This is a genomic window from Tenacibaculum geojense (assembly GCF_042676005.1).
Lineage (GTDB): Bacteria > Bacteroidota > Bacteroidia > Flavobacteriales > Flavobacteriaceae > Polaribacter > Polaribacter geojense.
Map to the genome: position 1 here is coordinate 66217 of NZ_JBHTJR010000020.1, position 26351 is coordinate 92567.

A 26351-nucleotide genomic window follows, 5' to 3' on the forward strand; every position below is an offset into this window, starting at 1 on the left:
ATGTTCATACGATGATAGCATTTAATTACGAAACAAATTTTAATTTAAAAAATGAAACCACAACTGAAAAATGGATTTTAGAGGCAGTGGAAGAAGAAGGATTTGAAGTAGGAGAAATCAATTATATTTTTTGTAATGATGAGTATTTACATAAAATTAATGTAGAATTTTTACAACATGATACGCTTACAGATATTATAAGTTTCGATTATACATTAGGTAAATTAATAGGCGGTGATATATTTATTTCTATAGAGAGAGTAAAAGACAACGCAATAGATTTTAATGTATCATTTGAAGAAGAACTTCACAGAGTTTTAATTCACGGTATTCTACATTACATGGGATATAAAGATAAAACAGATGAAGAAAAACAATTAATGAGAGCTAAGGAAAATTATTATTTAAAAAGCGTAAATTTGTAGTCCGTTCCACGTGGAACGGATTTTTTATTTTCTAATAAATTTAAAGTATTTAAACCATGAGTTTATACAACACAACGTATGACGTTATTGTAGTAGGAGGTGGACATGCAGGGAGTGAAGCTGCTGCTGCAAGTGCAAATATGGGAGCACATACATTGTTAATTACAATGAACTTACAAAACATTGCACAAATGAGTTGCAATCCTGCTATGGGAGGAATTGCAAAAGGACAAATAGTAAGAGAAATTGATGCATTGGGTGGTTATAGTGGAATTGTAACAGACAAAACTGCAATACAATTTAAAATGCTTAATAAATCTAAAGGACCTGCCATGTGGAGTCCAAGAGCACAATCGGATAGAATGCAATTTGCAGAATGTTGGAGAACGATGTTAGAACAAACAGAGAATTTAGATTTTTATCAAGATTCGGTTAATGGATTAGTGTTTGATGGAGATAAAATAGTGGGTGTAAAAACTGCTTTAGGTTTAGAGATAAAAGCTAAAACAATAATTGTTACAGCTGGTACATTTTTAAATGGATTAATACATATTGGAGAGAAAACATTTGGAGGTGGTAGAGCAGGAGAAAGTGCTTCAACAGGAATAACAGAAGATTTGGTTGCTAAAGGATTTGAATCAGGTAGAATGAAAACTGGAACACCTCCAAGGGTAGATGGAAGATCTCTTGATTACTCCAAAATGACTGAGCAACCAGGTGATGATAATCCAGAAAAATTTTCCTATAGTAATGTAACAAGACCATTATTAAAACAACGATCTTGCTGGTTAACATACACAAATCCGGAAACACACGATTTACTTAGAGAGGGGTTTGAAAGATCACCAATGTTTAATGGTAGAATAAAATCTACGGGTCCAAGATATTGCCCTTCTGTAGAAGATAAAATTAATAGATTCGCTGAAAAAACAAGACACCCTGTATTTGTAGAACCAGAAGGTTGGAACACCGTTGAAATATATGTAAATGGATTTTCAACATCGTTACCTGAAGATATTCAAGATAAAGCAATTCGAGCAATTCCTGGATTTGAAAATGTAAAGTTCTTTAGGTATGGTTATGCTATTGAATACGATTATTTCCCGCCAACACAATTAAAACATTCTTTAGAAACTAAAATAATTGAAAATTTATTTTTCGCTGGACAAATAAACGGTACTACGGGTTATGAAGAAGCAGCAGCACAAGGTTTAATGGCTGGTGTAAATGCAGCATTGAAAACACAGAATAAAGAACCGTTTATTTTAAAAAGAAGTGAAGCATATATTGGAGTATTGATTGATGATTTAATTACAAAAGGAACTGAAGAACCTTACAGAATGTTTACTTCTAGAGCAGAATACAGAACTTTATTAAGACAAGATAATGCTGATTTACGTTTAACAGAAAAAGCATATAAAATTGGATTAGCTTCTAAGGAAAGAATGGACAGAGTAGAAGAGAAGAAAAATAAGACAGAGGCTTTAATAAAATTTATAAAAGAATTAAGTGTAAAACCAGAAGAGGTAAACAGTTTATTAGCATCTAAAAATTTAGCAGAAGTTAATCAGTCTATGAAATTGTTTAAAATTGCTGCAAGACCACAATTATCATTTAATGACTTTAGGGTAATTAAAAAATTAGAAGATTATATTTCAGAGCATGATATAGATAATGAAATTATTGAGCAAGTAGAAATTTATTTAAAATATTCTGGTTATATAGAAAAAGAAAAAAACAATGCTGACAAACTAAACAGATTAGAGAATGTTCCTATACCTTCATCATTTGATTATAGTAAAGTAAAATCATTGTCATATGAAGCAAGGGAAAAGCTATCAAAAATACAACCAACAAGTATATCACAAGCTAGCCGAATAAGCGGTGTCTCACCAAGTGATATTTCAGTATTACTTGTTTATATGGGTAGATAAACATAAAAAACGTTCCATGTGGAACGTTTTTTTATTTTATATAATTTAGTAATATTGTTCCACGAGGAACAAATTTAGTAATGTTCCATGTGGAACATAAAAATAATAACATTGAATATTACAGAAAAAATTAAAAATAATAATATAGTATTTATTAAGTGTAAAGATTATACAGTAAGTAATGAAGAATTTCAAATTAATAAAAGTAATGAATATGACTTACTGTACACTGAAAATTTACCAGATGATTTAGGTAAATACTATGAAAGTGAAGCGTATATTTCGCATACAGATAGTAACAAAACACTAATAGATAAAGTGTATAAATTGGTTAGAAATTTTACACTGAATTCGAAAGTTAGATTAATAACTAAACATAATACAGGTTCTAAAAATCTACTAGATATAGGATCTGGTACTGGTGATTTTTTAATAAAAGCTAAAAGTAAAGGATGGACAGTTGATGGGGTAGAACCAAATGAAAAAGCAAGAGTGATATCTTCAACTAAAAATTTAGTTATAAATAAATCTATTGATAATATTGAGAATAAAAGATACAGCACTATAACAATGTGGCATGTTTTAGAACACGTGGTAACTATAGATGAGTATATTGAAAAGATAGATAAATTACTTGATGATAATGGAACTTTAATAGTTGCCGTACCAAATTATAAAAGTTATGATGCTAAATATTATAAAAAGTATTGGGCTGCTTATGATGTTCCAAGACATGTATGGCATTTTTCAAAAACATCTATTGAGAAAATATTTAACGAATTTAATTTTGAATTGGTGAAAACAAAACCAATGTTGTTTGACTCGTTTTATGTTTCAATGCTATCAGAAAAATATAAGACGGGTAAAAATAATTATATAAAGGCTTTTGTGATAGGTTTGCTATCAAATTGTAAAGCTTATTTCAGTAAAGAATATTCATCACACATATATGTACTAAAAAAGAAGAATAACTAAAATTAAGTATATTTAATCGAATATTATTTAAAGCTGATAAAAGTATATTAACAAAAAATAAAAACCTCTTAAAATAGCTATTTTAAGAGGTTTTTATATAGATAAAATATATTTATTTTATAAATTATATAGAAAAAATATATTACATGTTAAATGCGATGGAAACTCCAAAAACAGAGTTTTTTGGATTGTTATCTGAATTATCAGGAAGATCAGAAAATACGCCATTAAAACCAAAACCATATCTAGCATTCAGGTGAGCATTATCTCCAAGTTTAAATCCTAAACCTAAATTTAGACCAAAGTCAACAGAGTTAAAAGCATCTTCATCAGAAATTGTAAAAAATCCAAAATTACTTTCATCATTAATTAAAAAACCAACTTGTGGACCACTTTCTAAAAAGAAGTTATCTCCTAAATAGAATTTAAACATAATTGGTACATTAATGTAATCAAGTCTAACTTTATCTTCTGCTCCATCTCCGCTATATTTTGTTCCTTGAGAAGAATATAAAACTTCTGGTTGAATAGAGAAATGTTCAGTAACTTCAAATTCATTAAAAATACCGATATGAAAAGAGGTTCTAATGTTTTCAGATTCTACTTCTTGTTCAAAAGTTTTTTCAAAATTGGTAAGATTAGTTAAATTTAAACCACCTTTAATTCCGAAACCTTGAGCGCTAACGAAACATGTGGAAATTAATGCTGCTAATAGAAATACTTTTTTCATAATTATCATTGTTAAGATTTATAAAAACAAAAATATATACGAAGTTAACAAAAGTTTAGTTTGATAGATTTAAACTTTAACTCATTTACTTAGTAAGTAAAAATAAACCAAAAATGGTTATAATAAAATAGACAGCCAAGGTCATTGCACCAGCATAATCTTTAGCTAAACGTTGACCAATTAGTAAAAAAATTAAAGTTAAAGCAGCTAACTGTACTCCATAAATAGCTAACTCTTTAGCTCCAGTAGTTGCTAAATGAAATATACCAACAAACATAAATGCACCTGCCAATAATTCAATAACTAAAATAATGGCTAGTAATAATGGTAGCGAATTTTTTAATGGAGAATTTTTAAAATGATCTTTAATAAAAGACAAATTACCAGACCAATCGGTAACTTTATCAATACCTGATTGAAGAAAAGTTACGATTAAAAACAATAAGATTAAAATTTCTGTAGCGTTGTTTAAAAGTTGATTCATAAATATAAAGTTTTAACAAATATAAATTTAATAGGGCAAAATGTAACATTTTTATAAAAATGCGTCATATAAGTAACTTATAAGTATATTTAACACAAAATCAACTTAAAAAATTTGACTATGCCATTTTTAATTCCAATTGCATTTTTACTGATAATCATAGTAATATCTGCATTCTTTATTGTAAAACAACAAACAGCAGCTGTAATCGAACGTTTTGGACGTTTTCAGAGTATTAGACAATCTGGTTTACAAATGAAAATACCATTAGTAGATAGAATTGCTGGTAAATTAAGTTTAAAAATTCAACAATTAGATGTAATTGTAGAAACTAAAACTTTAGATGATGTATTTGTACGTTTAAAAGTATCTGTACAGTATAAAGTGATAAAAGATAAAGTATATGAAGCTTTCTATAAGTTAGATTATCCGCATGATCAAATTACATCGTATGTATTTGATGTAGTTCGTGCAGAAGTACCTAAAATGAAATTAGATGATGTATTCGTTAAAAAAGATGATATAGCAATTGCTGTAAAATCAGAATTAAACGACGCCATGATGGAGTATGGTTATGATATTATTAAAACCTTAGTAACTGATATAGATCCAGATGCACAGGTAAAAGCTGCAATGAACAGAATTAATGCTTCTGAACGTGAAAAGATAGCTGCACAATATGAAGGTGATGCACAACGCATTTTAATTGTTGAAAAAGCCAAAGCAGAGGCTGAAAGTAAGCGTTTACAAGGACAAGGTATTGCCGATCAACGTAGAGAAATAGCTAGAGGTTTGGAAGAGTCTGTAGAAGTTTTAAACCGAGTTGGTATTAATAGCCAAGAAGCATCTGCTTTAATTGTTGTAACGCAACATTATGATACATTACAATCTATTGGTGAAGAGACAAATAGTAACTTAATATTATTACCAAACTCACCACAAGCTGGTAGTGATATGTTAAATAATATGGTAGCATCATTTACTGCGAGTAACCAAATAGGTGAGGCCATGAAGCAACAAAACAATAAAAAAGATAGAGAAGAATAAAATAAAACAAATCCCAAAGTAATGCTTTGGGATTTTAAATTATAAATTATGATATTAACAACAACATCAGGGATTGATAATAAACCTGTACAACAATACTTAGGTATTGTGACTGGTGAAACTATAATTGGTGCTAATTTTATAAAAGATTTTTTTGCTGGAATTAGAGATATAGTAGGAGGTAGATCTGGTTCTTACGAAAAGGTATTAAGAGAAGCTAAGGATAGCGCAATGAGAGAAATGAAAGAACGAGCTCAACAGATGGGTGCAGATGCAATTATAGGGATTGACTTAGACTATGAAACAGTTGGACCAAAAGGAGGTATGTTAATGGTAACAGCTTCTGGAACTGCAGTTAAATTATAAAAAAAACCGATGGTTATTTCCATCGGTTTTTTTTATATTAATCTTCCTTTTTAGGAGAATCTTCTTGTTCTTTAGTAGCGTCTTTAAATTCTTTAATTCCGGTTCCTAAACCTTTCATTAATTCTGGGATTTTTTTACCTCCGAATAATAATAAAACTAAAGCAACTACCACGACTATTTGCCATGGACCTGGCATACCTAAAAATATTGTTAATGCGTTCATTGTAATCTATATTTGAGTGACAAAGATACTAAAATCTTTAATTGCGTTGTTCAATAGTACCTCCAATAACCTTTTTTTCTTTTAAAACTTTTGGTGATCCTTTGTAAAAAATAGTTCCTCCAAATGATACTTTTGCATCTAATGTTTCATTAGATAAAACTTCTGCTTTTGCTCCAGATGCTGCTTTAATCATTGAAACGTTAGTAACCTCTAATTTAAAGCCATGATATGTACTTCCTAAGTCAACATTCACATCTTGGTTTTTTGTTGTACCAGAAAGCTTAATAACACCTCCAGAAGATGCTTTTACATAACAATGACTTGTATTGATAACTAAATTAATAAAAGCTCCCTCTTGTGCTTTAATATCAACTTTAGATTGCGAAATTTCTTTACCAGTTATAGTCGCTCCTTCATTAGCATCTATTACCATAATTGGTTTTTTGTAAAATAGGGTTGCTTTTACATCACCTTCTGCCATAGTTTCAGGAAAACGTAATGCAATTTTTAACACACCATTTTCTTCTTTAATTTTAACCTTTTCAGCTTTAGGACCTGTTATTTCAATAGCACTTTTGTCACTTTTTACTATTTCAACATCAATACCATTGTAAACTTTAAGTGTAGAAAAATTTGGAAGTACTTTATTTATAGTCGTTTGTGAATACACAAAAGTTACTGTAAATAAGGTTAATAAAATCAATATTTTTTTCATTATGAAAAATTTGAGGATAAACGAACAACAATTATAACAACTAATTTTTAAACAAAATAGTATTTAAAAACAAATGAATGTTAATTCTTAATAGGAAATTAAATCAAAATCTAAATGTTTACGCTCTAAATCGGTATTTTTAACTTTTACAACAACTTCATCTCCTAATTGTATGATTTGTTGTGTTGCCTGACCTACAATGGCATATTGAGTTTCATCATAAATAAAATAATCATCTTTAATATCTCTAATTCTTACCATACCTTCACATTTATTACTGATGATTTCAACATAAATTCCCCATTCGGTAACTCCAGAAACTACACCTTTAAATTCTTCATCTTTATGATCTTGCATGTATTTTACTTGCATGTATTTTATACTGTCGCGTTCTGCTTTAGATGCTAACTCTTCCATTTTAGAAGAGTGCTTACAGCGTTCTTCATAAATTTCTGCTTTGGGTGATTTTCCACCGTCTAAATAGTGTTGTAGTAAACGATGTGTCATAACATCTGGATAACGACGAATTGGTGATGTAAAATGACTATAATAATCAAAAGCCAATCCATAATGACCAATATTTTGAGTAGTGTACTCCGCTTTACTCATTGATCGAATAGCTAATGTTTCTACCATATTAGCCTCACCTTTTCCATGAACGTCTGCTAAAAGTTTATTTAAACTTTCAGAGGTAGTTTCTCTTGTTTCTGTATTAAGTTTATAACCAAACTTACTAACAATACTTTGTAAAGAAGCTAATTTTTCTACATCTGGTTCGTCATGAACACGGTATATGAACGTTTTATTACTAGGTTTACCTTGATGTTTACCAATAAACTCGGCTACTTTTTTATTAGCTAATAACATAAACTCTTCAATTAACTTATTAGCATCTTTGGCTTCTTTAAAAAATACACCTATTGGGTTAGCATTGTTATCTAGATGAAATTTAACCTCAACACGATCAAAAGAAATAGCACCAGACTTCATACGTTTTTTACGCATATTTTTAGCTAATTCATCTAATTTTAATATAGCTGTTACAATGGCTTGGTCTACTTCATAGGCTTCTCCAGTTAGTGAAATATTTGCAGGAACTGTATTAGATTTTGATTCTATAATTGCCTGAGCTTCTTCATAGGCAAAACGTTTGTCTGAATAAGTGACTGTTCTACCAAACCATTGATTTATAATTTGAGCTTTATCATTCATTTCAAAAACTGCCGAAAAGGTTAATTTCTCTTCATTAGGTCTTAATGAACAAACTCCGTTAGATAACATTTCGGGTAGCATCGGAACCACTCGATCCACTAAATAAACAGATGTAGCTCTATCATAAGCTTCATCATCTAAAATAGTTTTTGGTTGAAGGTAATGTGAAACATCTGCAATATGAATACCTATTTCATAATTTCCGTTTTCAAGGATTGTAAAAGATAAGGCATCATCAAAATCTTTAGCATCTTTTGGATCTATGGTAAAGGTTAGGTCTTTACGCATATCTCTTCTTTTAGCTATTTCATCTGTAGTAATTTCAATAGGTAATTCTTTTGCTTCTTTTTCTACTTCTACAGGAAATTCATAAGGTAAACCATATTCTAGTAGAATAGAATGTATTTCTGTATCATGTTCTCCTGGTTTTCCAAGAACCTCAGTAATTTTCCCAAACGGATTTTTAGAATTTTCTGGCCAATCTGTAATGGTTGCCAACACTTTGTCACCGTTGTCTGCACCATTAATTTTTCCTTTTGATATAAAGATATCTGCATACATTTTTGGATTGTCTGGAATTACAAAACCAAAATTTTTACTCATTTGTAATGTACCAACAAAAGAAGATTTAGAGCGTTGGATAATTTCTACAACATCTGCTTCTAACTTCTGATTTCTTTTTTTATGGTACACATACACCCTAACAGTATCTTCATGTAAACCTTTGTTTAAATTTACAGACGGAATAAATATGTCTTCTTCAAAATCGTCACATATAAAATATGCATTTCCTGTACTTGTAACATCTAATGTACCAATATGGTACTTCCTATCTTCGTTAATTTTATACTTACCTTTTTGTACTTCTAATACTTTTTTATTGGCAGCAAGTTCTGCTAAACGCTGAATAATTTGATTACGTCCTTGTGTGTCAGCTACTTCTAATTTAGAAGCTATCTGCTTGTAATTGTATGCTTTATTACTGTCTTCATTTAAAATTTTAAAGATTTTTCTATTCAAATCTTTAATAGTTTTTCCTTTCTTCTTTCGAAATATTTTTTTCTTTCTTGGCATATAAATAGTTAAATAATAACAGTTAGCAAATTACAAAGAAAAACTGGCATGGCAGTTTTTCTTAAAAAATCTTAAAAAAATTGTAACGTTTGTTAAATTTTTACGTCTTTATATTAAACTAAGCAACTTACTTTGAAAAACTTACGTAAAATAATTTACCTATTCATTACTATATTTCTTATAGGAATTATTGCTATGGCCGTAAGTATAAACACTACGCTAAACAAAAAAAATCCAGAACAGACAGAAAAAATTAAAAAGGATACTCTTTTACTTCTTAAGGCAAAAAGGTAATTTTTAAAAACAACGTTGTTATTAACACTTAATAACATTATAATTCTTCTTCTTTAAAAATTTAAAAATTAAAATGATTGTTATTATATACTGTTAATTTGTAGCATAACTAGTATGAATATAATTTTGTTATTTGAGTTATTAAAAACATTTAACAAGTTATGAGTTATTCAAACGTTTTAAAATCAGTATAAAAATATAGTTATTAACAAAAGTTATAAACAACTACTCACAGAAATTCATGAAAAACTAACTTAAAAAAAACTGTAAATAAATGGTTAATTTTTTGTTGATAAATGTTCATTAAAAACTCAAAAAAAAAGTTGTGTATATAAGTGTTGTGAGTGTATTGTAAAAAAAAGTTAGATTTTCAAATTTTCTTTTTAAAAGTTAGGATTATTTCTTAACAATTTTGAAACATTGGGTAAATAGCTTATTCTGAATACCTTATTAGGGTTATTAAAAAAACTAATGTTAATAGCTGTTGATAACCGTTAATAACTGTATTTTTGTGAACCATAACACAACTAAAAATCAAATCATTATGACAATTGCTATTGGTAACGACCATGCAGGTACCGAATACAAGTTCGAAATTGTTAATTTATTAGAAGAATTAGGTCACAAAGTAATTAATTTTGGAACTAATGAGGAAGATAGTATGGATTATCCAGATACTATTCACCCAACTGCAGAAGCTGTTGAAACTTCACAAGCCGATTTAGGAATTATTTTATGCGGAAGCGGTAATGGTGCTCAAATGACAGCAAATAAGCATCAAGGTATTAGAGCAGCATTATGTTGGAATAACGAATTAGTTGCTTTAGCGCGTCAGCATAACAACGCTAATATTTTAACCATTCCTGCTCGTTTTGTTTCCTTACAACAAGCTTTAGGTTTTGTAAAAATATTTTTAGATACACCTTTTGAAGGTGGTCGTCATCAAAATAGGGTAGAAAAAATAGCTTGTAGTTAATTCTATGAATTTTACTGTAAAAACATTTGATAATTTAACAACTTCAGAATTATATGCTATTCTTCAGCTGCGTTCTGAAGTTTTTGTTGTAGAGCAAGATTGTGTGTACCAAGATATTGATTATAAAGATCAAAAAGCATTACATGTTCTAGGTATTAAAAATAATAAATTAGTTGCTTATGCTCGATTATTTGATGCTGGTGATTATTTTAATACACCGAGTATAGGCAGAGTAATTGTTAAAGAGTCGGAACGTGCTTTTGGTTATGGACATGATTTAATTAAAATGGCAAAAAAAGCTATCGTTGATAACTATAAAACAGCTGTAATTACCATATCTGCTCAAACATATTTACAAAAATTTTATGAGTCTCATGCTTTTGTTCAAAAAGGTGAAGGATATTTAGAAGATGGAATTCCGCATATTAAAATGATATGTAAGGAGTAGTTTTTTAAAGATAGTTTATATGATTCCAACAACTATTTTTAATATGATAAGTATTAAGCCTAATGCAATTTTTATTATAGATGCTGTTGGTGCAATCTTATCTATTACTACATTAATTATTTTTCAAAAACTTTTAGGAGTATCTTCTTTTACAAAATATGTATTAGTATCGTTAGCTTGTATTTTAATTTGTTTTGATGTACTCAGTTACTTTTATGCTAGACAACAATTTAAAAAAGTATTTTTAAAAGTTATAGCTTATTCAAATATTACATATTGTTGTATTTGTTTATTATTGCTATTATACTTTTTTAACGATATTAGTGTATTAGGAAAGATTTATTTTTTATTAGAAATTCTTATAATTATACTTTTAAGTAAGTATGAATTAAAACTTAGTAAGTTATTATAAACTAAGAAATTAATTCTATTAAATTATCAATTTCTTCAACGTTTCCAACAGGTAAATCATTCAACCAAGCATTACCAATTCTTACTCTAACCAGCCTAAGTGTTGGAAACCCCACACCAGAAGTCATTTTACGAACTTGTCTAAATTTACCTTCTTTTAAAGTAATTGATATCCAAGATGTTGGTCCATGTCTTTCATCACGAATTTTTTTAACACGTGCTTTAAAGTTAGGAGAATCAATTAAATGAACTTTACAAGGTTTGGTAATGTATTTTTTGCCATCAAAACCAATTTCAACACCAGTTCTTAATTCATCAATAGCCTTAGCCGTAATAGCACCATCTAATTGTGCATAATATTCTTTTTCAACACCACCACTTGTAGTAATATAATCACTTACTTTACCATCAGTAGTTAAAAATAATAATCCTTCAGATTTTACATCTAATCTACCAACAGCCATCGTATTTTCTGGAAAATCATCGCTTAATTCACCTAAAAGTTTATGTTTATTATTTTTTTGATTGGTAATAAATTGCGATAAATAACCGTAAGGTTTATGAATTATAAAATGTCGATGTTTTGGCATACAGCAGTTTTAATACGGCAAAAATAAACTATTTCTTTAGGTATTAAAAAATCATCAAAAAACCATAGTTTTTTTATACCTTAGCATCTCTTATTTTATAACATTTTAGCATATTTTATGGCAGCAGATAAAGAAAAAGAAGCGAAATTAAAAGCGCTTCAACTTACTCTAGATAAATTAGATAAGTCTTACGGAAAAGGAACTGTAATGAAAATGGGCGATAAGCAAGTAGAAGATGTAGATGCTATTTCGTCAGGTTCTTTAGGTTTAGATTTAGCGTTAGGTGTTGGTGGATATCCTAGAGGAAGAATTATAGAAATTTACGGACCAGAATCTTCTGGTAAAACAACATTAACCTTACATGCCATAGCTGAAGCACAAAAAGCAGGTGGTATTGCTGCGTTTATTGATGCAGAACATGCTTTTGATCGTTTTTACGCAGCTAGTTTAGGTGTAGATATTGATAATCTAATTATTTCTCAACCAGATCATGGTGAGCAAGCATTAGAAATTGCTGATAATTTAATTAGATCTGGTGCAATTGATATTGTTATTATTGATTCGGTTGCAGCCTTAACTCCTAAATCTGAAATTGAAGGAGAAATGGGAGATTCTAAAATGGGATTACATGCTCGTTTAATGTCTCAAGCATTGCGTAAATTAACGGCAACTATTAGTAAAACTAATTGTACTGTAATTTTTATTAACCAATTACGTGAAAAAATTGGTGTAATGTTTGGTAACCCAGAAACAACTACAGGTGGTAATGCTTTAAAGTTTTATGCATCTGTACGTTTAGATATTAGAAGAAGAACTCAAATTAAAGATGGAGACCGTGTTATTGGTAACAGTACCAAAGTTAAAGTTGTTAAAAATAAAGTAGCTCCACCTTTCCAAACAGCAGAATTTGATATTATGTATGGTGCTGGTATATCTAAAGTAGGTGAAGTATTAGATATTGGTGTTGAATTAGGTATTGTTAAGAAAAGCGGATCATGGTTTAGTTACGGAGATACTAAATTGGGTCAAGGTAGAGATGCTGTTAAAAACTTAATAAAAGACAATCCTGAGTTAATGGATGAGCTTGAAGGTAAAATAAAAGAGGCTATCGAGAATCAAGAATAAGATTTTATCAAAATTTAATCGTTCTTATAATTTAAACTGTTGTGAATATATCACAGCAGTTTTTTATTTTTATATCATGATTAATGTCGATGAAAACTTACAACTTCAACCTGTAACATTAGAAAATAGTAACATTTTATATACTCTAATGAGCGATGTATATACTCAGGCCTATGATTATTTCTGGGAAGATAAAGGCGAATGGTATATTAATGCACAATATTCTAATAAAAACGTAAAAAAAGAACTAGCTGAAGATAATACCGAATATTACTTTGTTGTTTTTAAAGGAAAACGTGTTGGAAATTTCAGAATAATTTGGGATTATGAGTTACCTAATTATGATAAAAAATTAAAATGTGTTAAACTCCACAGAGTGTATTTACATAGTTCAACTCAAGGAAAAGGAATTGGTAAAAAATTATTACAATGGTTGGAAAAAGAAGCGATTAAAAAACAATATGAATTAATATGGTTAGATGCTATGGATAAGAAAACTCAAGCATTTTCATTTTATCGTAATTTAGGATACCATTATTATTCACATTGTTTTTTATCATTTAATTTATTGTTTGATGAATACAGAAAAATGAGTCAGCTTTATAAAAAATTGAGTTAAACTCCTGTACTACCAAAACCTCCTGCTCCTCGTTCAGTTTCGTCCAAAACTTCCACTTCGTTCCAAGAAACACGCTCATGTTTAGCTATTACTAATTGGGCAATACGTTCACCGTCATTAATAATAAAATCTTCATTAGATAGGTTTACTAAAATTACACCTATTTCACCTCTATAATCGGCATCTACGGTTCCTGGAGCGTTTAAAACAGTAATCCCTTTTTTAGCAGCCAAACCACTTCTTGGTCTTACTTGAGCCTCATAACCTTGAGGTAAAGCAATAAATAATCCGGTTTTTACTATAGCTCTTTCTAATGGTTTTAAGGTAATTGCAGCTTCAATGTTAGCGCGTAAATCCATACCTGCTGCACCATCAGTTTCATAGGCAGGTGTTTGGTGTTTTGATTTGTTAATTATTTGTACGTTCATGGGCTAAATATCGTATAAAAATTTAATAACTTCTAAAAATTCATTCTTCCAAAAAGTTTCATTGTGCTCGCCACCAGCAACTAGTTTAGATTTTTTATTGTTCTCAGGAAAACCAGCGGCAGTTAATAAGTTAATAGTATTGTTAAAATCATCAGTCATACCTTCCTTATCACCCAATAAAAAATACATTTTTAAGGTGTTGGTAGCAGCATATTTTTTAGTAAATGGTATAATTTCTTTAGAGTACCAAAAAGAAGGAGATAACACGCCTATTTTACCAAATGTTTCAGGATATTTAAGTCCGCCATAATAAGAAATTAAACCTCCCAAAGAACTTCCTATCAATCCTGTGTGTTTTTGTTGAGGTTTGGTTCTATACGTAGAATCTATATAAGGTTTTAAGGTATTTTTTAAAAATTTAATATAATTATCACCTTTACCACCACCATATTTTTCATGAGTCCATGGTGTATATTCTGCAGTACGATGTTCACCACCATTTTCAGGAGCAACTACAATAAATCCTTTTCCTGTTACCTCAAAAAGTTTGTTTAAAGTTTCATCAACTTCCCATTCTCCAATAAAAGAAGTAGCACTGTCAAATAAATTTTGACCATCATGCATATAAATTACAGGATATTTTTTTTTGGTATGATAATAATCTGGAGGTAAATAAACCCATATTTTTTTTGGCTCACTACTAATACTATCAATTCTAAAAGTAGCATCAATTATAGAAACGTTAACAGATTTAGAACTTTTTTTACTTTTTGTGACAGTATTTTTAGTCTCGTTTTTACAGTTAAAACTAAGTAAAATTAATATCGAAATAATAAATTTGTTTAAACCTTTCATTATGAGTTAGTTTTAGTGTAAATTTAAAGGTATAATAGAGTTTATAACTTTTAAGTTGTACTAAATTATTAATTTCGTACTTAATTATATCTGTAAAAGAAATAAAATGAGTGACTTTTCTAAAATAGCAGTGATAGGTGGCGGAAGTTGGGCGACAGCCATTATAAAAATGTTGTCAGAAAATTTAGAAAATATAGGATGGTATATGCGAAGTATATATGCTATAGAGCATATTAAACGTAATAAACACAATCCTAATTATTTAAGTTCTGCTGAATTACATCCAGAGCAATTAGATTTATCAGATAATTTAAATGATATTATAGCTTCATATGATGTTTTAATTTTTGCAATACCTTCAGCTTTTCTTCATACTGAACTTCAAAAGTTAACCGTATCACTGGAAAATAAAATAGTTTTTTCTGCAATTAAAGGTATTGTTCCTGAAACAGGACTAATTGTAGGCGAGCACTTTCATGATCATTATCAAATACCTTTCGAAAATATTGGTGTTATTACTGGTCCTTGTCACGCAGAAGAGGTAGCAATGGAGCGTTTATCATATTTAACCGTTGCCTGTCAAGATGAAGAGAAAGCCAATGCTTTAAGTAAAGTAGTAGCTGGTAGATATATAAAAGTAACTACCTCTGATGATATTATTGGTACCGAGTATGCAGCTATGCTTAAAAATATTTATGCTATTGCAGCTGGAATTGCTCATGGCTTAGGTTATGGAGATAATTTCCAGTCAGTATTAATGAGTAATGCTATCCGAGAAATGAAACGTTTTATTAAAAAAGTACATAAAATGAAACGTAATATTAATAACTCTGCCTATTTAGGAGATTTGTTAGTAACAGGATATTCTGTATTTAGTAGAAACAGAATGTTTGGGAATATGATTGGTAAGGGATATACGGTAAAATCTGCTATGATGGAAATGAGTATGGTAGCAGAAGGGTACTATGCCACTAAAAGTGCGTACGAAATAAACGAAAAAAATGGTGCAAAAACACCAATTATTAATGCGGTGTATAATGTGTTGTATGCAAAAAAAGAAGCGAAAGACGAATTTGAAAAGTTAACAAATAGGTTAAATTAGTTGTTTATTTACATATTTAGTTCAAATTTTAAGTATTCAACCCTTAGATAATACCTAAAATGGCTTAATCCGCCTGACGCTTCAATTTAGTTGTGTTGCATTTATTAACAATAAATCAAAGTTAACTTAAAAAACGAATAATCAAACAATTAAAAGCTTAAATTTTTCGTTAATAAAAGGTATACTTAAACATATTACATTATTTTTGCAACAATTAGTTTAATTCTAAACAATGAAAACAATACAAGAAGCTGTAGAAATTACAATCCGTAAAACCCCGTTTATAGAAGAAGCTTTAAACGAAAAGTTAATTAACGTTTCCTCACTAGCTAGAGTAATTTTACCCGAAGTTGCCTTATTATTAAAAAAAGAGGTAAAAGTAGGTGCAGTAATGATGGCTATTAATAGGTTATCTCCTGCAAATGAGCTACGTATTCGTAAAAATATAAAAAAATTAGCATTAAACTTAGGAGATGTTATTGTAAGATCTGATTTGTGTGATTTTACTTTTAAAAATACACCAACACTGGTAAAAAGAATTGCAACAATTTTAGCTGAAGCTTCAGACAACAACGATTTATTTTTAACAGTATCTCAAGGGATTTTTGAAACTACCATAGTGGCCAGTAAAAGTTTAGAACCTTCTATTAAGAAAAATTTTGAAAGTGAAACTATTATCAATAATGATACAGATTTAGCTTCTATAACCATTAAATTACCTAAAGAAAACCTAGATCAATCTGGTGTTTACTATTTTATATTAAAACAATTTGCTTGGGCTAATATTGCATTGCAAGAAGTTATTTCTACTACTCATGAAATGACAATTGTAGTAAAAGAAGAAGATGTAAATGAGACTTTTGCTATTTTAATGGACTTAAAACTTAATTAAAATGTCTATACTTCAACCTTTTGGATTAGCATTATCTGGAGGAGGTACTAAAGGAATTGCACATGCAGGAGTACTTCAGTACTTGGAAGAGCAAAATTTACAAGCGCATAAAGTTGCAGGTACAAGCGCCGGATCTATAGTAGCAGGTTTATATGCTGCAGGTAAGTCACCGCAAGATATTTTATCATTTTTTAAATCTGTTTCTTTATTTAGTTGGAAACATTTTACTTTAACTAAACCTGGAATTATAGACCCTAAAGCATTTAGAGAATATTTTATAAAGTTTTTAGGTAATGATTTAACAATAGGTGATACTACTATTCCTGTGTACATCACAGCTACAGATTTAGTAAGCGGAAAACTTAAAATTTTTAACAATGATGATAAGTTAATTGATGCAATGTTAGCTTCATCTTCCGTTCCTGGAGTATTTTCACCTGTTAAAATTGGAGATAATTTATACTCAGATGGAGGTATTTTAAACAATTTTCCTACAGATTTACTTTATAAAGATAAAGATTGTGAATATTTGATAGGAAGTTATGTAAATCCGTTACAAGAGTTAACATTACAACAAATATCTACTATAAGAGCTGTAACTTCCAGATCTTTTGAATTATTAGCTGTAAAGGAAATGTTTTTTAAAAGGAAACACTGCAACACCATTATAGAACCCTTAGCTTTAAGTAAATACAATACTTTTGAAACCAATGTGGCTAAAATGGATGAAATTTTTGAAATTGGATATAATGAAGCTAAAAAAGTAATTGGTGCTTTATTAGATTAGTTTATTTAAAGGTAATAGCCATTTCTATTTTTTTATCTAATTCTGCTTTATAAGTTTCTTTTTGTGAGTTAGACCATGAGAAATAGTTAGCAAATTCATTTATAATAAATTCTTTGTGTGTGTTAACACTAGGCATATCAAAAAATAAACGTCCTGTTCTCCTCATAAAAAAATCAGTAGGAGTACATGCCATTTCATGATAAATGGTGAACCAAACTTCTGCTTTTATTAATTTTTCTTCAACATTTTCTGAATCATACTCATCAAATTTATCTAAAATTATTTCTGTTTGTTTACCATAATTATACACTAAATATTTAGCATCGTTTATAGTTAAACCATCTAACTTAATTTGTTTGTATATTTTTTGAATATAATAACTTACAGATTTAAAGTTTTGAAAAGGACCACCACTTAAAATTATTTCTTCTGTTTGTATGTCATCAAACTCAACATCAAATTGTTTTTTATACTTTTTTACAACCAGATCAACAATTCTTTCCGACATTTTACGGTATCCTGTTAATTTACCGCCAGCAATTGATATTAAATTAGTATCGGACACAAAAATTTCATCTTTTCTAGATAATTCAGAAGCAGATTTTCCTTCTTCATGAATTAACGGACGTAAACCTGCCCATGAAGATTCTATATCATCTAAACTAATATTGATTGATGGGAACATGTTATTTACGGCAGATATTAAGTAAGTTGCATCTACTAAACTTGTTTCAATTGCATTTAAATTTTTAGTGTAATGTGTATCAGTGGTTCCAAAATAGGTTATTTTTCCTCTGGGTATAGCAAACATCATTCTACCATCTGGTATATCAAAGTATACAGATTGTTTTACAGGTAATTTTTCAAAAGGAACTACCAAATGTACCCCTTTAGTTAAATGTAGTCTACTACCGGTTTTAGAGTTGTTTATTTCTCTTAATTCATCTACCCAAGGTCCAGAAGCATTTACCACGTATTTAGCTTTAATATTAAAAGTTTCATCAGTAAATACATCTTTTACAATAGCACCTGTTACTTGTTTTTTGGTGTAAATAAACTCTGTAACTTCAGTATAATTTGCTACAGTAGCATTGTATTCTGTAGCAGTTTTTAAAACTTCAATGGTTAATCTAGCATCATCGGTTCTATACTCTGCATAAAATCCAGCTCCATTTAAAATTTCTTCTGGTAATAAAGGTTCTTTGTGTAAAGCATCCTCTTTGTCTAACATTTGACGTTTATCATCTCCTTCTACAGAAGCTAAGATATCGTAAACTTTTAAGCCTATTGAAGTTAACCAAGATCCATATGTCCCACCTTCAATAAGCGGTAAAATCATTTTTTCTGGAATAACTAAATGAGGCGCTAATTTATGAACAATAGCACGTTCTGTTCCTACTTCTTTTACCAGCCAAAAATCAAATTGTTTTAAATAACGTAATCCTCCATGAATAAGTTTGGTAGATTTACTAGAAGTTCCAGAAGCAAAATCGTTTTTTTCAACCAAAGCAACTTTCATTCCTCTTGAAGCGGCATCTAAAGCAATACCAGCTCCAGTAATACCTCCACCAACAATTAACAAATCAAATTCGGTAGTTTGAAGTTCGTTGATGATGTTTTTACGATTAAAGAAAGAAAAGTTATTCATAGCCTGTTATTTTCTTTCAAAAATAACAATTAAAAGTATCTGTTTTTAGGGGAGTTATTAACTATTTTAATGCTAGTTTTTAACAAAAGAGTTATAAAACCATTAAATTACATCCACGGATATCAGAATTATCAAAACGACCCATAATTTCAAATTGACCATTTGAATGAAGTTTCCCTAAATCTTGGGTAGCAATAAAACTACAAGAGTTATAGTTAGCAAGATCTATTACGTTGATACCACCAGTTTTATTATTTTCTTGAATACTTAAAGGATCTTCAGTATCACGAATAAGAATTTTCATCCATGGTGGGCAATTAAAAATTCCATTACCTTTTGAATAAGCTTGACTTAATAACTCTGTCATACCATATTCTGAATGAATAGTATTTACACCAAAACCTTTAGATAGTATATAATGTAGTTCAGACCTAATTAATTCTTTTCTTCTACCTTTCATTCCTCCCGTTTCCATTACAATAGTATTTTTTAATTGAAACTGATGTTTCTCAATTAAATCTAACAAAGCAAAAGAAACTCCAATTAACAAGATTTTTTCACCTTTAGCGTCCAAAATTTTTAATTTTTGAGCTAATTCATCTAAATTATGAAGATAAAATCCACTTTCGGGTTTTTTAGAGCGTTTAATAAAATCATCAACCATATAAATTAAAGAGGATCCTGTTCTTTCTAAATAATTTGGTAACAATGCTAATACTGTATAGTTTTCAATAGCACCATAACTTAATTCAAATCCTTTTTTAAAGCTTTGTTCATACCAATTTAAATCAGTCACTAAATGTTTACTTGGAAAGCTTCCAGTAGTACCAGAACTGGTAAAAGTTTGTACAACATTATTGGTGGTACTAACTACATTATGAGATTTAAAAAATTGAATAGGTAAAAACGGAATGTCTTCTATTGTAGATACATCTGCATAGTGTACATACAATAAATCGCAAAAAGAACGATAAACTTTATTGTGTAAAAATTGATGTTTAAAAACTGCTAATGCAGCAGTTTCAAAGCCTGTAGCTGTTTGTATGTTAAAAATTAAATCTTGCATAATGTTTTACAAAAATACTATTATTCAACGCAACCTTATATATGGTTTTGCATCTTACTAGTATAAAACCAAAAATATTAATCATGAAAAAGTATATTTTATTACTACTAAGTGTTGTAACATTCACTGCTTGTTTAAATGATGATGGACCAGAATATAGTTATGAAATTTTAGAAGTTAAAGAAGCTACTGTTCCAGATAGCTTTACTTTTGGAGAAGATGGTGAAATAACTATTACTTATGATTTACCTAGTGCTTGCTATTCGTTTCATAGTTTGTATTATGAATATCAAGATACTGCTAGAATTGTTGCAGTAAATGCATTAAAAAGAGAAATTAACAGCTGTTCTGAAGCATTAATTGAAAAAGAGCATACGTTTCTTGTAAATGTTACGCAACAAGAAGATTATGTTTTTAAATTTTGGAAAGGTACTGATGCAGATGGAAACAATATTTTTGAAGAAAAAGTGGTTCCAGTAAATTAAGATATTTGGTATGAAGATAATAATATCATCATTTTGTTTTGTAATTCTATTATTTGTTGGATGTTCTGACACTAAATCAATAATAGATAAAAAGGAGGCAACAGATCAAGAAACCGATCAACAAGAATTAATAACTTTATTTTCAGATATAAAAACAGAAGCTGAGAGTATTTCTTGTATTAATGCTAATGAATGGAGTTTTACTGCTTACGGGAGTAAAGCTTGTGGAGGACCACAAGGTTACATAGCGTATCCAAAAAGTAATGAAACATCATTTTTAGAAAAGGTAACCATTTACACCAATCTTGAGAAAGCGTATAATAAAAAATGGAATATATTTTCTACTTGCGATATTGCAGCAAAGCCAACAGGTGTTGAGTGTAAAAACGGAAAACCTAATTTAATATATTAGTTTAAAGATTATTAAAGCTAAAAATTATCAATCTAAAAAAACTCATACAGCAATGCAAGCAAAACAATTTGCAAGCAAAGGCTCAAGTTTATCAGCTTTTTGCTAGTAAGCTTTTTGCTTTGAGTTTAAAGTATTCTCGAAATAAAGAAGATGCTGAAGATGTATTACAAGATAGTTTTATAACTGCTTTTCAAAAATTAGAGTTGTATAGTTTTAAAGGTTCTTTTGAAGGATGGTTAAAACGCATAGTTATAAACAATGCGTTACAAAAATACAGAGAAAAATCACCTTTATATTTAATTAAAGATGAAGCTGTTACTGAAGATACAACTGCTATACTAGATGAATCTAAACTAGACCTTGATTTTTTATTACAATTAATTCAACAATTGCCAGATAGGTACCGCTTGATATTTAACCTTTATGTAATGGATAATTTTTCTCATAAAGAAATTTCTGAAATGCTTGGAATTTCTATAGGAACATCAAAATCTAATTTATCAAGAGCTCGACTTATTTTAAAAGAAAAGATAGAATTACATCAGCAAAAAGAACAAAACGTTAAATGTTAGATAAAAAAAATATAGATCGTCTTTTTCAAGAAAAGTTTAAAGACTTTGAAGCTACTCCAGACGCTAAGATTTGGGAGGCAATTGCTGCAACACAGCAAAAAAAGAAAAAACGATTCATTCCTATTTGGTGGTTTTCTAGTGGAGTAGCAGCTATGTTAGTATTAGGTTTATTGCTATTTCCAACTATAAGAAATAGCTATCAAGAAGAAAATGAACCTGTATTAATACCTAATCAAACCGAAAAAAATAAAACAAAACTTACTACACCACCAAATGATATAAAAATTACATCCAGTCCGTCTATCATAAAAGCTTCTACCCCAAGTTATCAAGGTAATGCAGCAATACCATCTATTACTACTACTTCAAAGTCTGCTGCTTTGTTAACTAAAAATAGCTATGTGGCTACAAAAAGAAAAGAAAACCAAGAGTCAGAATCTAAAAAACACAATTTTATTTCTGATGAAAAAATTGCTATGAAAAAGTTATCTAACCATGTTACAGATACCAATACTAAAGTTATAACAAAAAAAGAAAGAGAAGATGAAAAGAAGGATTTCATTGCTGAGGTTTCCAAAAAGAACGTAACTAAAAATGATGCGAAAAATAACCGTAAACATTGGAGTATTGCTCCAATATTAGGTGTTGTTAAAGCAAACACATTTTCACAAGCCTCAGCAATTGATTCTAATTTAAATAATAATAAGGTAAATGGAGAAAACACCTTTTCATACGGAATTAATATTGGGTACAAATTATCTGAAAAATGGACCTTACAATCGGGAGTGAGAATGCAAAAAATGTTATATAATACACAAGATGTTGCTTTGGTTGAAAGTAGTGGAATTAATAATAATTTAAATAACGTAACATTTAATACTAATGCAACCAATTATCTATTTGCCAATTCACCAGAAAGTGCTAACTCTTATTTTTTAACCACAAACAATGATTCAAATAATTACGAATCTGGAAATTTATTACAAGAGGTGGGTTATATAGAAATTCCTATAGAAGTTAAATATAAAGTTATAACTCATAAAAAAATAAATACCTATTTGGTTTCTGGTTTTAGTTCTTTATTTTTAAATCAAAATGCTATTTTAGTTCAAACAGCTGATACTAAACAACAAATAGGTGAAGCTAATAATTTGAATTCTGTTAACTTTAGTGCCAATTTAGGTTTAGATATTAGTATTTTACTCAATCAACAATTACAATTTACGGTACAACCCATGTTTCAAACCCAATTAAAAACGTTTTCAAAAAGCAACAATGGTTTTAAGCCTTATGCAATAGGCGTGTACTCTGGATTACAATATCAATTTTAAATTTAATTTATGAAGTTATTTTATCAATGTTTACTGTTTTTATGTCTAATCTCTTGTGCTCCTAAAAAAGAAGCATCACAAGTAAATCCAATTGAAAACAAGGTATGGATGCAAGATTTTATTAAGCAAATAAAAGACAATCCATTTCCAGTAAAAGCAATGATTGTTTCTTATACGTATAAAAATGAAACAGTGTATTTATTAGATCCTTGTTATCAATGTCCAGATGCCATTAGCACGCTTTATAATGCTAAACATGATAAATTATGTACATTTGGAGGTATGATGCCTAATACTAATAATTGTCCAGATTTTTTTGATACAGCAACAGATAAAAAAGTGCTTTGGAAAAATTTTGACGAATAATTAATCTTTGTAAATTTTTACAGAGATATCACCTTTATCATTCATACTAGCTCGGTACATTCCTGCGGTGTTAAACTCAAAAACCATAGTACCGTTTTTATCTAATGCAATAACGCCACCTGTACCACCTAATTTTGTTAGTTTATTTTGAATAACTTCATGCGTAGCTTCTTTTAAGCTTACTTTTTTATATTCCATTAAGGCAGAAATATCGTGAGCAACTTGCGCTCTAATAAAATATTCACCCCAACCAGTTGATGATACTCCACAGGTTGCATTATTAGCATAAGTTCCTGAACCAATGATAGGAGCATCTCCAATTCTATTCCAACGTTTATTTGTCATTCCACCAGTTGAGGTTCCTGCAGTAATATTTCCATTTTTATCTAAAGCAACACATCCAACAGTACCAAACTTAGAATCTTTTATAATTGGATCATAAAAAGCAGTTTTAGCATCATGATCTAATTCAGCTTTCATTTTTTCTTTAACACGCTGTAAAGATTTGTATCTACTTTCTGTAAAAAAGTAACTAGAATCAACAATTTCTATACCTTGTTCTTTCGCAAATATGGAAGCTCCTTTTCCTGATAGCATCACATGTTCTGAGTTTTCCATTACTTTTCTAGCTAATGAAATAGGATTTTTAATATCGGTTACACCTGCAATAGCACCAGCATTTAAATTATTACCAGTCATTATTGAAGCGTCTAGTTCATTAGTTTCTTCATGAGTAAAAACAGCTCCTTTTCCTGCATTAAATAATGGAGAATTTTCCATAACATGAATAGTTTTTTCAACAGCATTTAAACTAGTTCCTCCGTTTTTTAAAATAGTGTGTCCAACCTTTATAGCCTTTTCTAATGTAGCTTTATAAGCAGCTTCTTTTTCGGGAGTCATATTTTTTTTCAAAATCGTTCCAGCACCTCCGTGAATTACAATTGCAAATTCATTAACTTTAGTTGGTGGAGTAGAGGTTGTATTTTTACAACTTGTAAGAGATATAGAAAACAGTAAAAAGTAAAAGAAATTCTTCATTATTATAAGTTTAATTTTAAACAAAAACTAAAGGTTTTGTTAAATTTATTAAGTTCAGTATTTATTTGTAAATTTGACCTCAATTTAAACAACTAAAAGTAAAACTCAAAATGGCAAACTACGGTATAAGCGAAGCTTTAAAAACATTAGGTTTACAAGATATTAATAAAGGAACATCAACAGGAAACGCTTGGTTTTCTAACGGAGAAATTATAGAAAGTTATTCACCGGTTGATGGAAAGTTAATTGGTAAGGTAACAGCATCTACTAAAGAAGATTATGAAAAAGTAATGGATGCAGCTACTGATGCTTTTAAAACTTGGAGGGTGATGCCTGCACCACAACGTGGAGAAATTGTTCGTCAGTTTGGTGAAAAATTACGTGAAAAGAAAGAAGCTTTAGGGAAATTAGTTTCTTATGAAATGGGAAAAAGTTACCAAGAAGGTTTAGGTGAGGTACAAGAAATGATAGATATCTGTGATTTTGCTGTTGGTTTATCACGTCAATTACATGGATTAACAATGCACTCTGAAAGACCAGGTCACAGAATGTATGAGCAATATCACCCGTTAGGAGTAGTTGGAATCATTTCTGCATTTAACTTTCCAGTGGCGGTTTGGGCATGGAATACGGCTTTAGCTTGGATTTGTGGTGATGTTTGTGTTTGGAAACCATCTGAGAAAACTCCATTATGCGGTGTCGCTTGTCAAAATATTATTGCAGAAGTATTAGAAGAAAATAATTTACCAGAAGGAATTTCTTGTTTAGTAAACGGAGATTACCAAGTTGGTGAATATATTTCTAAAGATACAAGAGTTCCTTTAGTATCTGCTACAGGTTCTACGCGTATGGGTAAAATTGTAGCCAAAGAAGTTGCAGGACGTTTAGGTAAGAGTTTATTAGAATTAGGAGGAAACAATGCTATTATTGTTACTCCAGATGCTGATATTAAAATGACAGTTATTGGAGCTGTTTTTGGAGCTGTAGGTACTGCAGGACAACGTTGTACTTCTACTCGTAGATTAATTATTCACGATTCTATTTATGATAAAGTAAAAAATGCAGTTGTAGATGCTTATAAACAATTACGTATAGGAAATCCGTTAGATGAAAACAATCATGTTGGGCCGTTAATTGATACAGATGCTGTTAAAATGTATCAAAATGCGTTAACTAAAGTTGTTGAAGAAGGAGGAAATATTATTGTTGAAGGTGGTGTTTTACAAGGTGAAGGTTATGAGAGTGGTTGTTATGTAAAACCTGCTATTGCAGAAGCTTCTAATGAGTTTGAAATTGTGCAACATGAAACTTTTGCACCTGTTTTATATTTATTAAAATATTCTGGAGATGTAGAAAATGCAATAGCTTTACAAAATGGTGTTGCACAAGGATTGTCTTCTGCAATTATGACTAATAATTTACGTGAAGCAGAGCGTTTCTTATCACATGCAGGTTCAGATTGTGGAATTGCAAACGTAAATATCGGAACATCTGGAGCAGAGATTGGTGGTGCTTTTGGAGGTGAAAAAGAAACAGGTGGCGGACGTGAGTCTGGATCAGATGCATGGAAAGTGTATATGAGAAGACAAACAAACACCATTAATTATACTACAGAATTACCTTTAGCTCAAGGAATTAAATTTGATTTATAATGAGTCGTCCTAAAATAGGTTGACAGTTTTAAAAAATATATTTAAACCAGAGAAGCTAGCTTCTCTGGT

At 29.7% G+C, this 26351-nt stretch carries 30 protein-coding genes; 19 read left to right on the forward strand and 11 right to left on the reverse strand.

All coding sequences use genetic code 11. The annotated features are described in order from the left end of the window. Window positions 1-11 precede the first annotated feature (11 nt). The 3 genes from ybeY to ACFQ1U_RS03515 all read left to right on the forward strand — a co-directional run bounded on the left by ybeY (window position 12) and on the right by ACFQ1U_RS03515 (window position 3334). Entirely contained in the window at window positions 12-425 is a 414-nt protein-coding gene (gene ybeY, locus ACFQ1U_RS03505; protein ID WP_386105366.1) for an rRNA maturation RNase YbeY, read from the forward strand. A 56-nt stretch (window positions 426-481) separates the two neighbouring features. Then, window positions 482-2359 carry a tRNA uridine-5-carboxymethylaminomethyl(34) synthesis enzyme MnmG gene (mnmG, locus tag ACFQ1U_RS03510; RefSeq protein WP_386105367.1) on the forward strand — a complete coding sequence of 626 codons (1878 nt, stop codon included), beginning with the start codon at window positions 482-484 and terminating at the stop codon, window positions 2357-2359. Window positions 2360-2470: 111 nt separating this feature from the next. Continuing rightward, entirely contained in the window at window positions 2471-3334 is an 864-nt protein-coding gene (locus ACFQ1U_RS03515) for a class I SAM-dependent methyltransferase (protein WP_386105369.1), read from the forward strand. A gap of 142 nt (window positions 3335-3476) precedes the next feature. Here ACFQ1U_RS03515 and ACFQ1U_RS03520 read toward each other — a convergent pair whose 3' ends face one another. Both ACFQ1U_RS03520 and ACFQ1U_RS03525 read right to left on the reverse strand, forming a co-directional pair. After that, a complete protein-coding gene (locus ACFQ1U_RS03520; RefSeq protein ID WP_386105371.1) occupies window positions 3477-4064 on the reverse strand; it encodes a porin family protein in 588 nt (195 codons plus the stop codon). A gap of 85 nt (window positions 4065-4149) precedes the next feature. Further along, entirely contained in the window at window positions 4150-4548 is a 399-nt protein-coding gene (locus ACFQ1U_RS03525; RefSeq protein ID WP_386105373.1) for a DoxX family protein, read from the reverse strand. A 120-nt stretch (window positions 4549-4668) separates the two neighbouring features. On the opposite strand from ACFQ1U_RS03525, the gene ACFQ1U_RS03530 reads away from it, so the two are divergent. Both ACFQ1U_RS03530 and ACFQ1U_RS03535 read left to right on the forward strand, forming a co-directional pair. Then, on the forward strand, window positions 4669-5595 hold the full coding sequence (locus ACFQ1U_RS03530) for an SPFH domain-containing protein (RefSeq protein ID WP_386105375.1): 927 nt from the start codon (window positions 4669-4671) through the stop codon (window positions 5593-5595). A gap of 48 nt (window positions 5596-5643) precedes the next feature. After that, complete coding sequence (locus ACFQ1U_RS03535) at window positions 5644-5961, forward strand: YbjQ family protein (protein ID WP_386105378.1); 318 nt, start codon at window positions 5644-5646, stop codon at window positions 5959-5961. Between the two features lie 37 nt (window positions 5962-5998). Here the strand turns inward: ACFQ1U_RS03535 and tatA are convergent, their stop codons facing one another. The 3 genes from tatA to rnr form a co-directional block, all read right to left on the reverse strand. Further along, complete coding sequence (tatA, locus tag ACFQ1U_RS03540; protein ID WP_386105380.1) at window positions 5999-6184, reverse strand: twin-arginine translocase TatA/TatE family subunit; 186 nt, start codon at window positions 6182-6184, stop codon at window positions 5999-6001. A 37-nt stretch (window positions 6185-6221) separates the two neighbouring features. After that, on the reverse strand, window positions 6222-6899 hold the full coding sequence (locus ACFQ1U_RS03545) for a head GIN domain-containing protein (protein WP_386105382.1): 678 nt from the start codon (window positions 6897-6899) through the stop codon (window positions 6222-6224). Between the two features lie 87 nt (window positions 6900-6986). Then, window positions 6987-9185 (reverse strand): ribonuclease R, encoded by a 2199-nt coding sequence (gene rnr / locus ACFQ1U_RS03550; protein WP_386105384.1) that lies wholly within the window; start codon window positions 9183-9185, stop codon window positions 6987-6989. A gap of 838 nt (window positions 9186-10023) precedes the next feature. Between rnr and rpiB the strand changes: the two genes are divergently transcribed. The 3 genes from rpiB to ACFQ1U_RS03565 are packed head-to-tail and all read left to right on the forward strand — an operon-like array spanning window position 10024 to window position 11315. Then, a complete protein-coding gene (gene rpiB, locus ACFQ1U_RS03555; protein ID WP_386105427.1) occupies window positions 10024-10455 on the forward strand; it encodes a ribose 5-phosphate isomerase B in 432 nt (143 codons plus the stop codon). Between the two features lie 4 nt (window positions 10456-10459). Next, window positions 10460-10903: a GNAT family N-acetyltransferase gene (locus tag ACFQ1U_RS03560; RefSeq protein WP_386105387.1), complete on the forward strand. Its 444-nt coding sequence runs from the start codon at window positions 10460-10462 to the stop codon at window positions 10901-10903. A 19-nt stretch (window positions 10904-10922) separates the two neighbouring features. Then, window positions 10923-11315 (forward strand): hypothetical protein, encoded by a 393-nt coding sequence (locus ACFQ1U_RS03565; RefSeq protein WP_386105389.1) that lies wholly within the window; start codon window positions 10923-10925, stop codon window positions 11313-11315. 1 nt (window position 11316) lies between these two features. Here ACFQ1U_RS03565 and ACFQ1U_RS03570 read toward each other — a convergent pair whose 3' ends face one another. Continuing rightward, window positions 11317-11904: a pseudouridine synthase gene (locus ACFQ1U_RS03570; RefSeq protein WP_386105391.1), complete on the reverse strand. Its 588-nt coding sequence runs from the start codon at window positions 11902-11904 to the stop codon at window positions 11317-11319. Window positions 11905-12021: 117 nt separating this feature from the next. Here ACFQ1U_RS03570 and recA point away from each other — a divergent pair, with 117 nt between their 5' ends. Both recA and ACFQ1U_RS03580 read left to right on the forward strand, forming a co-directional pair. After that, entirely contained in the window at window positions 12022-13029 is a 1008-nt protein-coding gene (recA, locus tag ACFQ1U_RS03575) for a recombinase RecA (RefSeq protein WP_386105393.1), read from the forward strand. A 76-nt stretch (window positions 13030-13105) separates the two neighbouring features. Beyond that, entirely contained in the window at window positions 13106-13648 is a 543-nt protein-coding gene (locus ACFQ1U_RS03580; protein WP_386105395.1) for a GNAT family N-acetyltransferase, read from the forward strand. Here the strand turns inward: ACFQ1U_RS03580 and dut are convergent. Together dut and ACFQ1U_RS03590 are read right to left on the reverse strand one after the other, a co-directional pair. Beyond that, window positions 13645-14076, reverse strand: a complete 432-nt coding sequence (gene dut / locus ACFQ1U_RS03585; RefSeq protein WP_386105397.1) for a dUTP diphosphatase — start codon at window positions 14074-14076, stop codon at window positions 13645-13647. The two genes, ACFQ1U_RS03580 and dut, sit on opposite strands and share 4 nt — an antisense overlap. A 3-nt stretch (window positions 14077-14079) precedes the next feature. After that, on the reverse strand, window positions 14080-14931 hold the full coding sequence (locus ACFQ1U_RS03590; RefSeq protein WP_386105399.1) for an alpha/beta hydrolase: 852 nt from the start codon (window positions 14929-14931) through the stop codon (window positions 14080-14082). Between the two features lie 106 nt (window positions 14932-15037). Here ACFQ1U_RS03590 and ACFQ1U_RS03595 point away from each other — a divergent pair, with 106 nt between their 5' ends. From ACFQ1U_RS03595 to ACFQ1U_RS03605, 3 genes are all read left to right on the forward strand, one after another. Then, window positions 15038-16033: an NAD(P)H-dependent glycerol-3-phosphate dehydrogenase gene (locus tag ACFQ1U_RS03595; protein WP_386105401.1), complete on the forward strand. Its 996-nt coding sequence runs from the start codon at window positions 15038-15040 to the stop codon at window positions 16031-16033. Between the two features lie 232 nt (window positions 16034-16265). Then, entirely contained in the window at window positions 16266-16925 is a 660-nt protein-coding gene (locus tag ACFQ1U_RS03600) for a hypothetical protein (protein ID WP_386105403.1), read from the forward strand. Between the two features lies 1 nt (window position 16926). Continuing rightward, on the forward strand, window positions 16927-17712 hold the full coding sequence (locus ACFQ1U_RS03605) for a patatin-like phospholipase family protein (protein WP_386105405.1): 786 nt from the start codon (window positions 16927-16929) through the stop codon (window positions 17710-17712). 1 nt (window position 17713) lies between these two features. Here ACFQ1U_RS03605 and ACFQ1U_RS03610 read toward each other — a convergent pair whose 3' ends face one another. Both ACFQ1U_RS03610 and ACFQ1U_RS03615 read right to left on the reverse strand, forming a co-directional pair. After that, window positions 17714-19360 carry a glycerol-3-phosphate dehydrogenase/oxidase gene (locus ACFQ1U_RS03610; protein ID WP_386105407.1) on the reverse strand — a complete coding sequence of 549 codons (1647 nt, stop codon included), beginning with the start codon at window positions 19358-19360 and terminating at the stop codon, window positions 17714-17716. Between the two features lie 91 nt (window positions 19361-19451). Next, window positions 19452-20426 carry a LuxE/PaaK family acyltransferase gene (locus tag ACFQ1U_RS03615; RefSeq protein WP_386105409.1) on the reverse strand — a complete coding sequence of 325 codons (975 nt, stop codon included), beginning with the start codon at window positions 20424-20426 and terminating at the stop codon, window positions 19452-19454. 83 nt (window positions 20427-20509) lie between these two features. On the opposite strand from ACFQ1U_RS03615, the gene ACFQ1U_RS03620 reads away from it, so the two are divergent. The 5 genes from ACFQ1U_RS03620 (at window position 20510) to ACFQ1U_RS03640 (ending at window position 23592) form a co-directional block, all read left to right on the forward strand. After that, a complete protein-coding gene (locus ACFQ1U_RS03620) occupies window positions 20510-20911 on the forward strand; it encodes a hypothetical protein (RefSeq protein WP_386105411.1) in 402 nt (133 codons plus the stop codon). 10 nt (window positions 20912-20921) lie between these two features. Further along, window positions 20922-21323, forward strand: a complete 402-nt coding sequence (locus ACFQ1U_RS03625; protein WP_386105413.1) for a hypothetical protein — start codon at window positions 20922-20924, stop codon at window positions 21321-21323. Between the two features lie 68 nt (window positions 21324-21391). Continuing rightward, window positions 21392-21895, forward strand: coding sequence for an RNA polymerase sigma factor (locus tag ACFQ1U_RS03630; protein WP_386105415.1), 504 nt, complete (start codon window positions 21392-21394; stop codon window positions 21893-21895). Further along, on the forward strand, window positions 21889-23226 hold the full coding sequence (locus tag ACFQ1U_RS03635) for a hypothetical protein (RefSeq protein ID WP_386105417.1): 1338 nt from the start codon (window positions 21889-21891) through the stop codon (window positions 23224-23226). The genes ACFQ1U_RS03630 and ACFQ1U_RS03635 overlap by 7 nt, the downstream gene beginning before the upstream one ends. Before the next feature lie 9 nt (window positions 23227-23235). Then, window positions 23236-23592 (forward strand): DUF6970 domain-containing protein, encoded by a 357-nt coding sequence (locus tag ACFQ1U_RS03640; RefSeq protein ID WP_386105419.1) that lies wholly within the window; start codon window positions 23236-23238, stop codon window positions 23590-23592. On the opposite strand, the gene ACFQ1U_RS03645 is transcribed toward ACFQ1U_RS03640, so the two are convergent. After that, window positions 23593-24630 (reverse strand): isoaspartyl peptidase/L-asparaginase family protein, encoded by a 1038-nt coding sequence (locus ACFQ1U_RS03645; protein ID WP_386105421.1) that lies wholly within the window; start codon window positions 24628-24630, stop codon window positions 23593-23595. Between the two features lie 110 nt (window positions 24631-24740). Here ACFQ1U_RS03645 and amaB point away from each other — a divergent pair, with 110 nt between their 5' ends. After that, window positions 24741-26282, forward strand: coding sequence for an L-piperidine-6-carboxylate dehydrogenase (gene amaB / locus ACFQ1U_RS03650; RefSeq protein WP_386105423.1), 1542 nt, complete (start codon window positions 24741-24743; stop codon window positions 26280-26282). Window positions 26283-26351 lie beyond the last annotated feature (69 nt).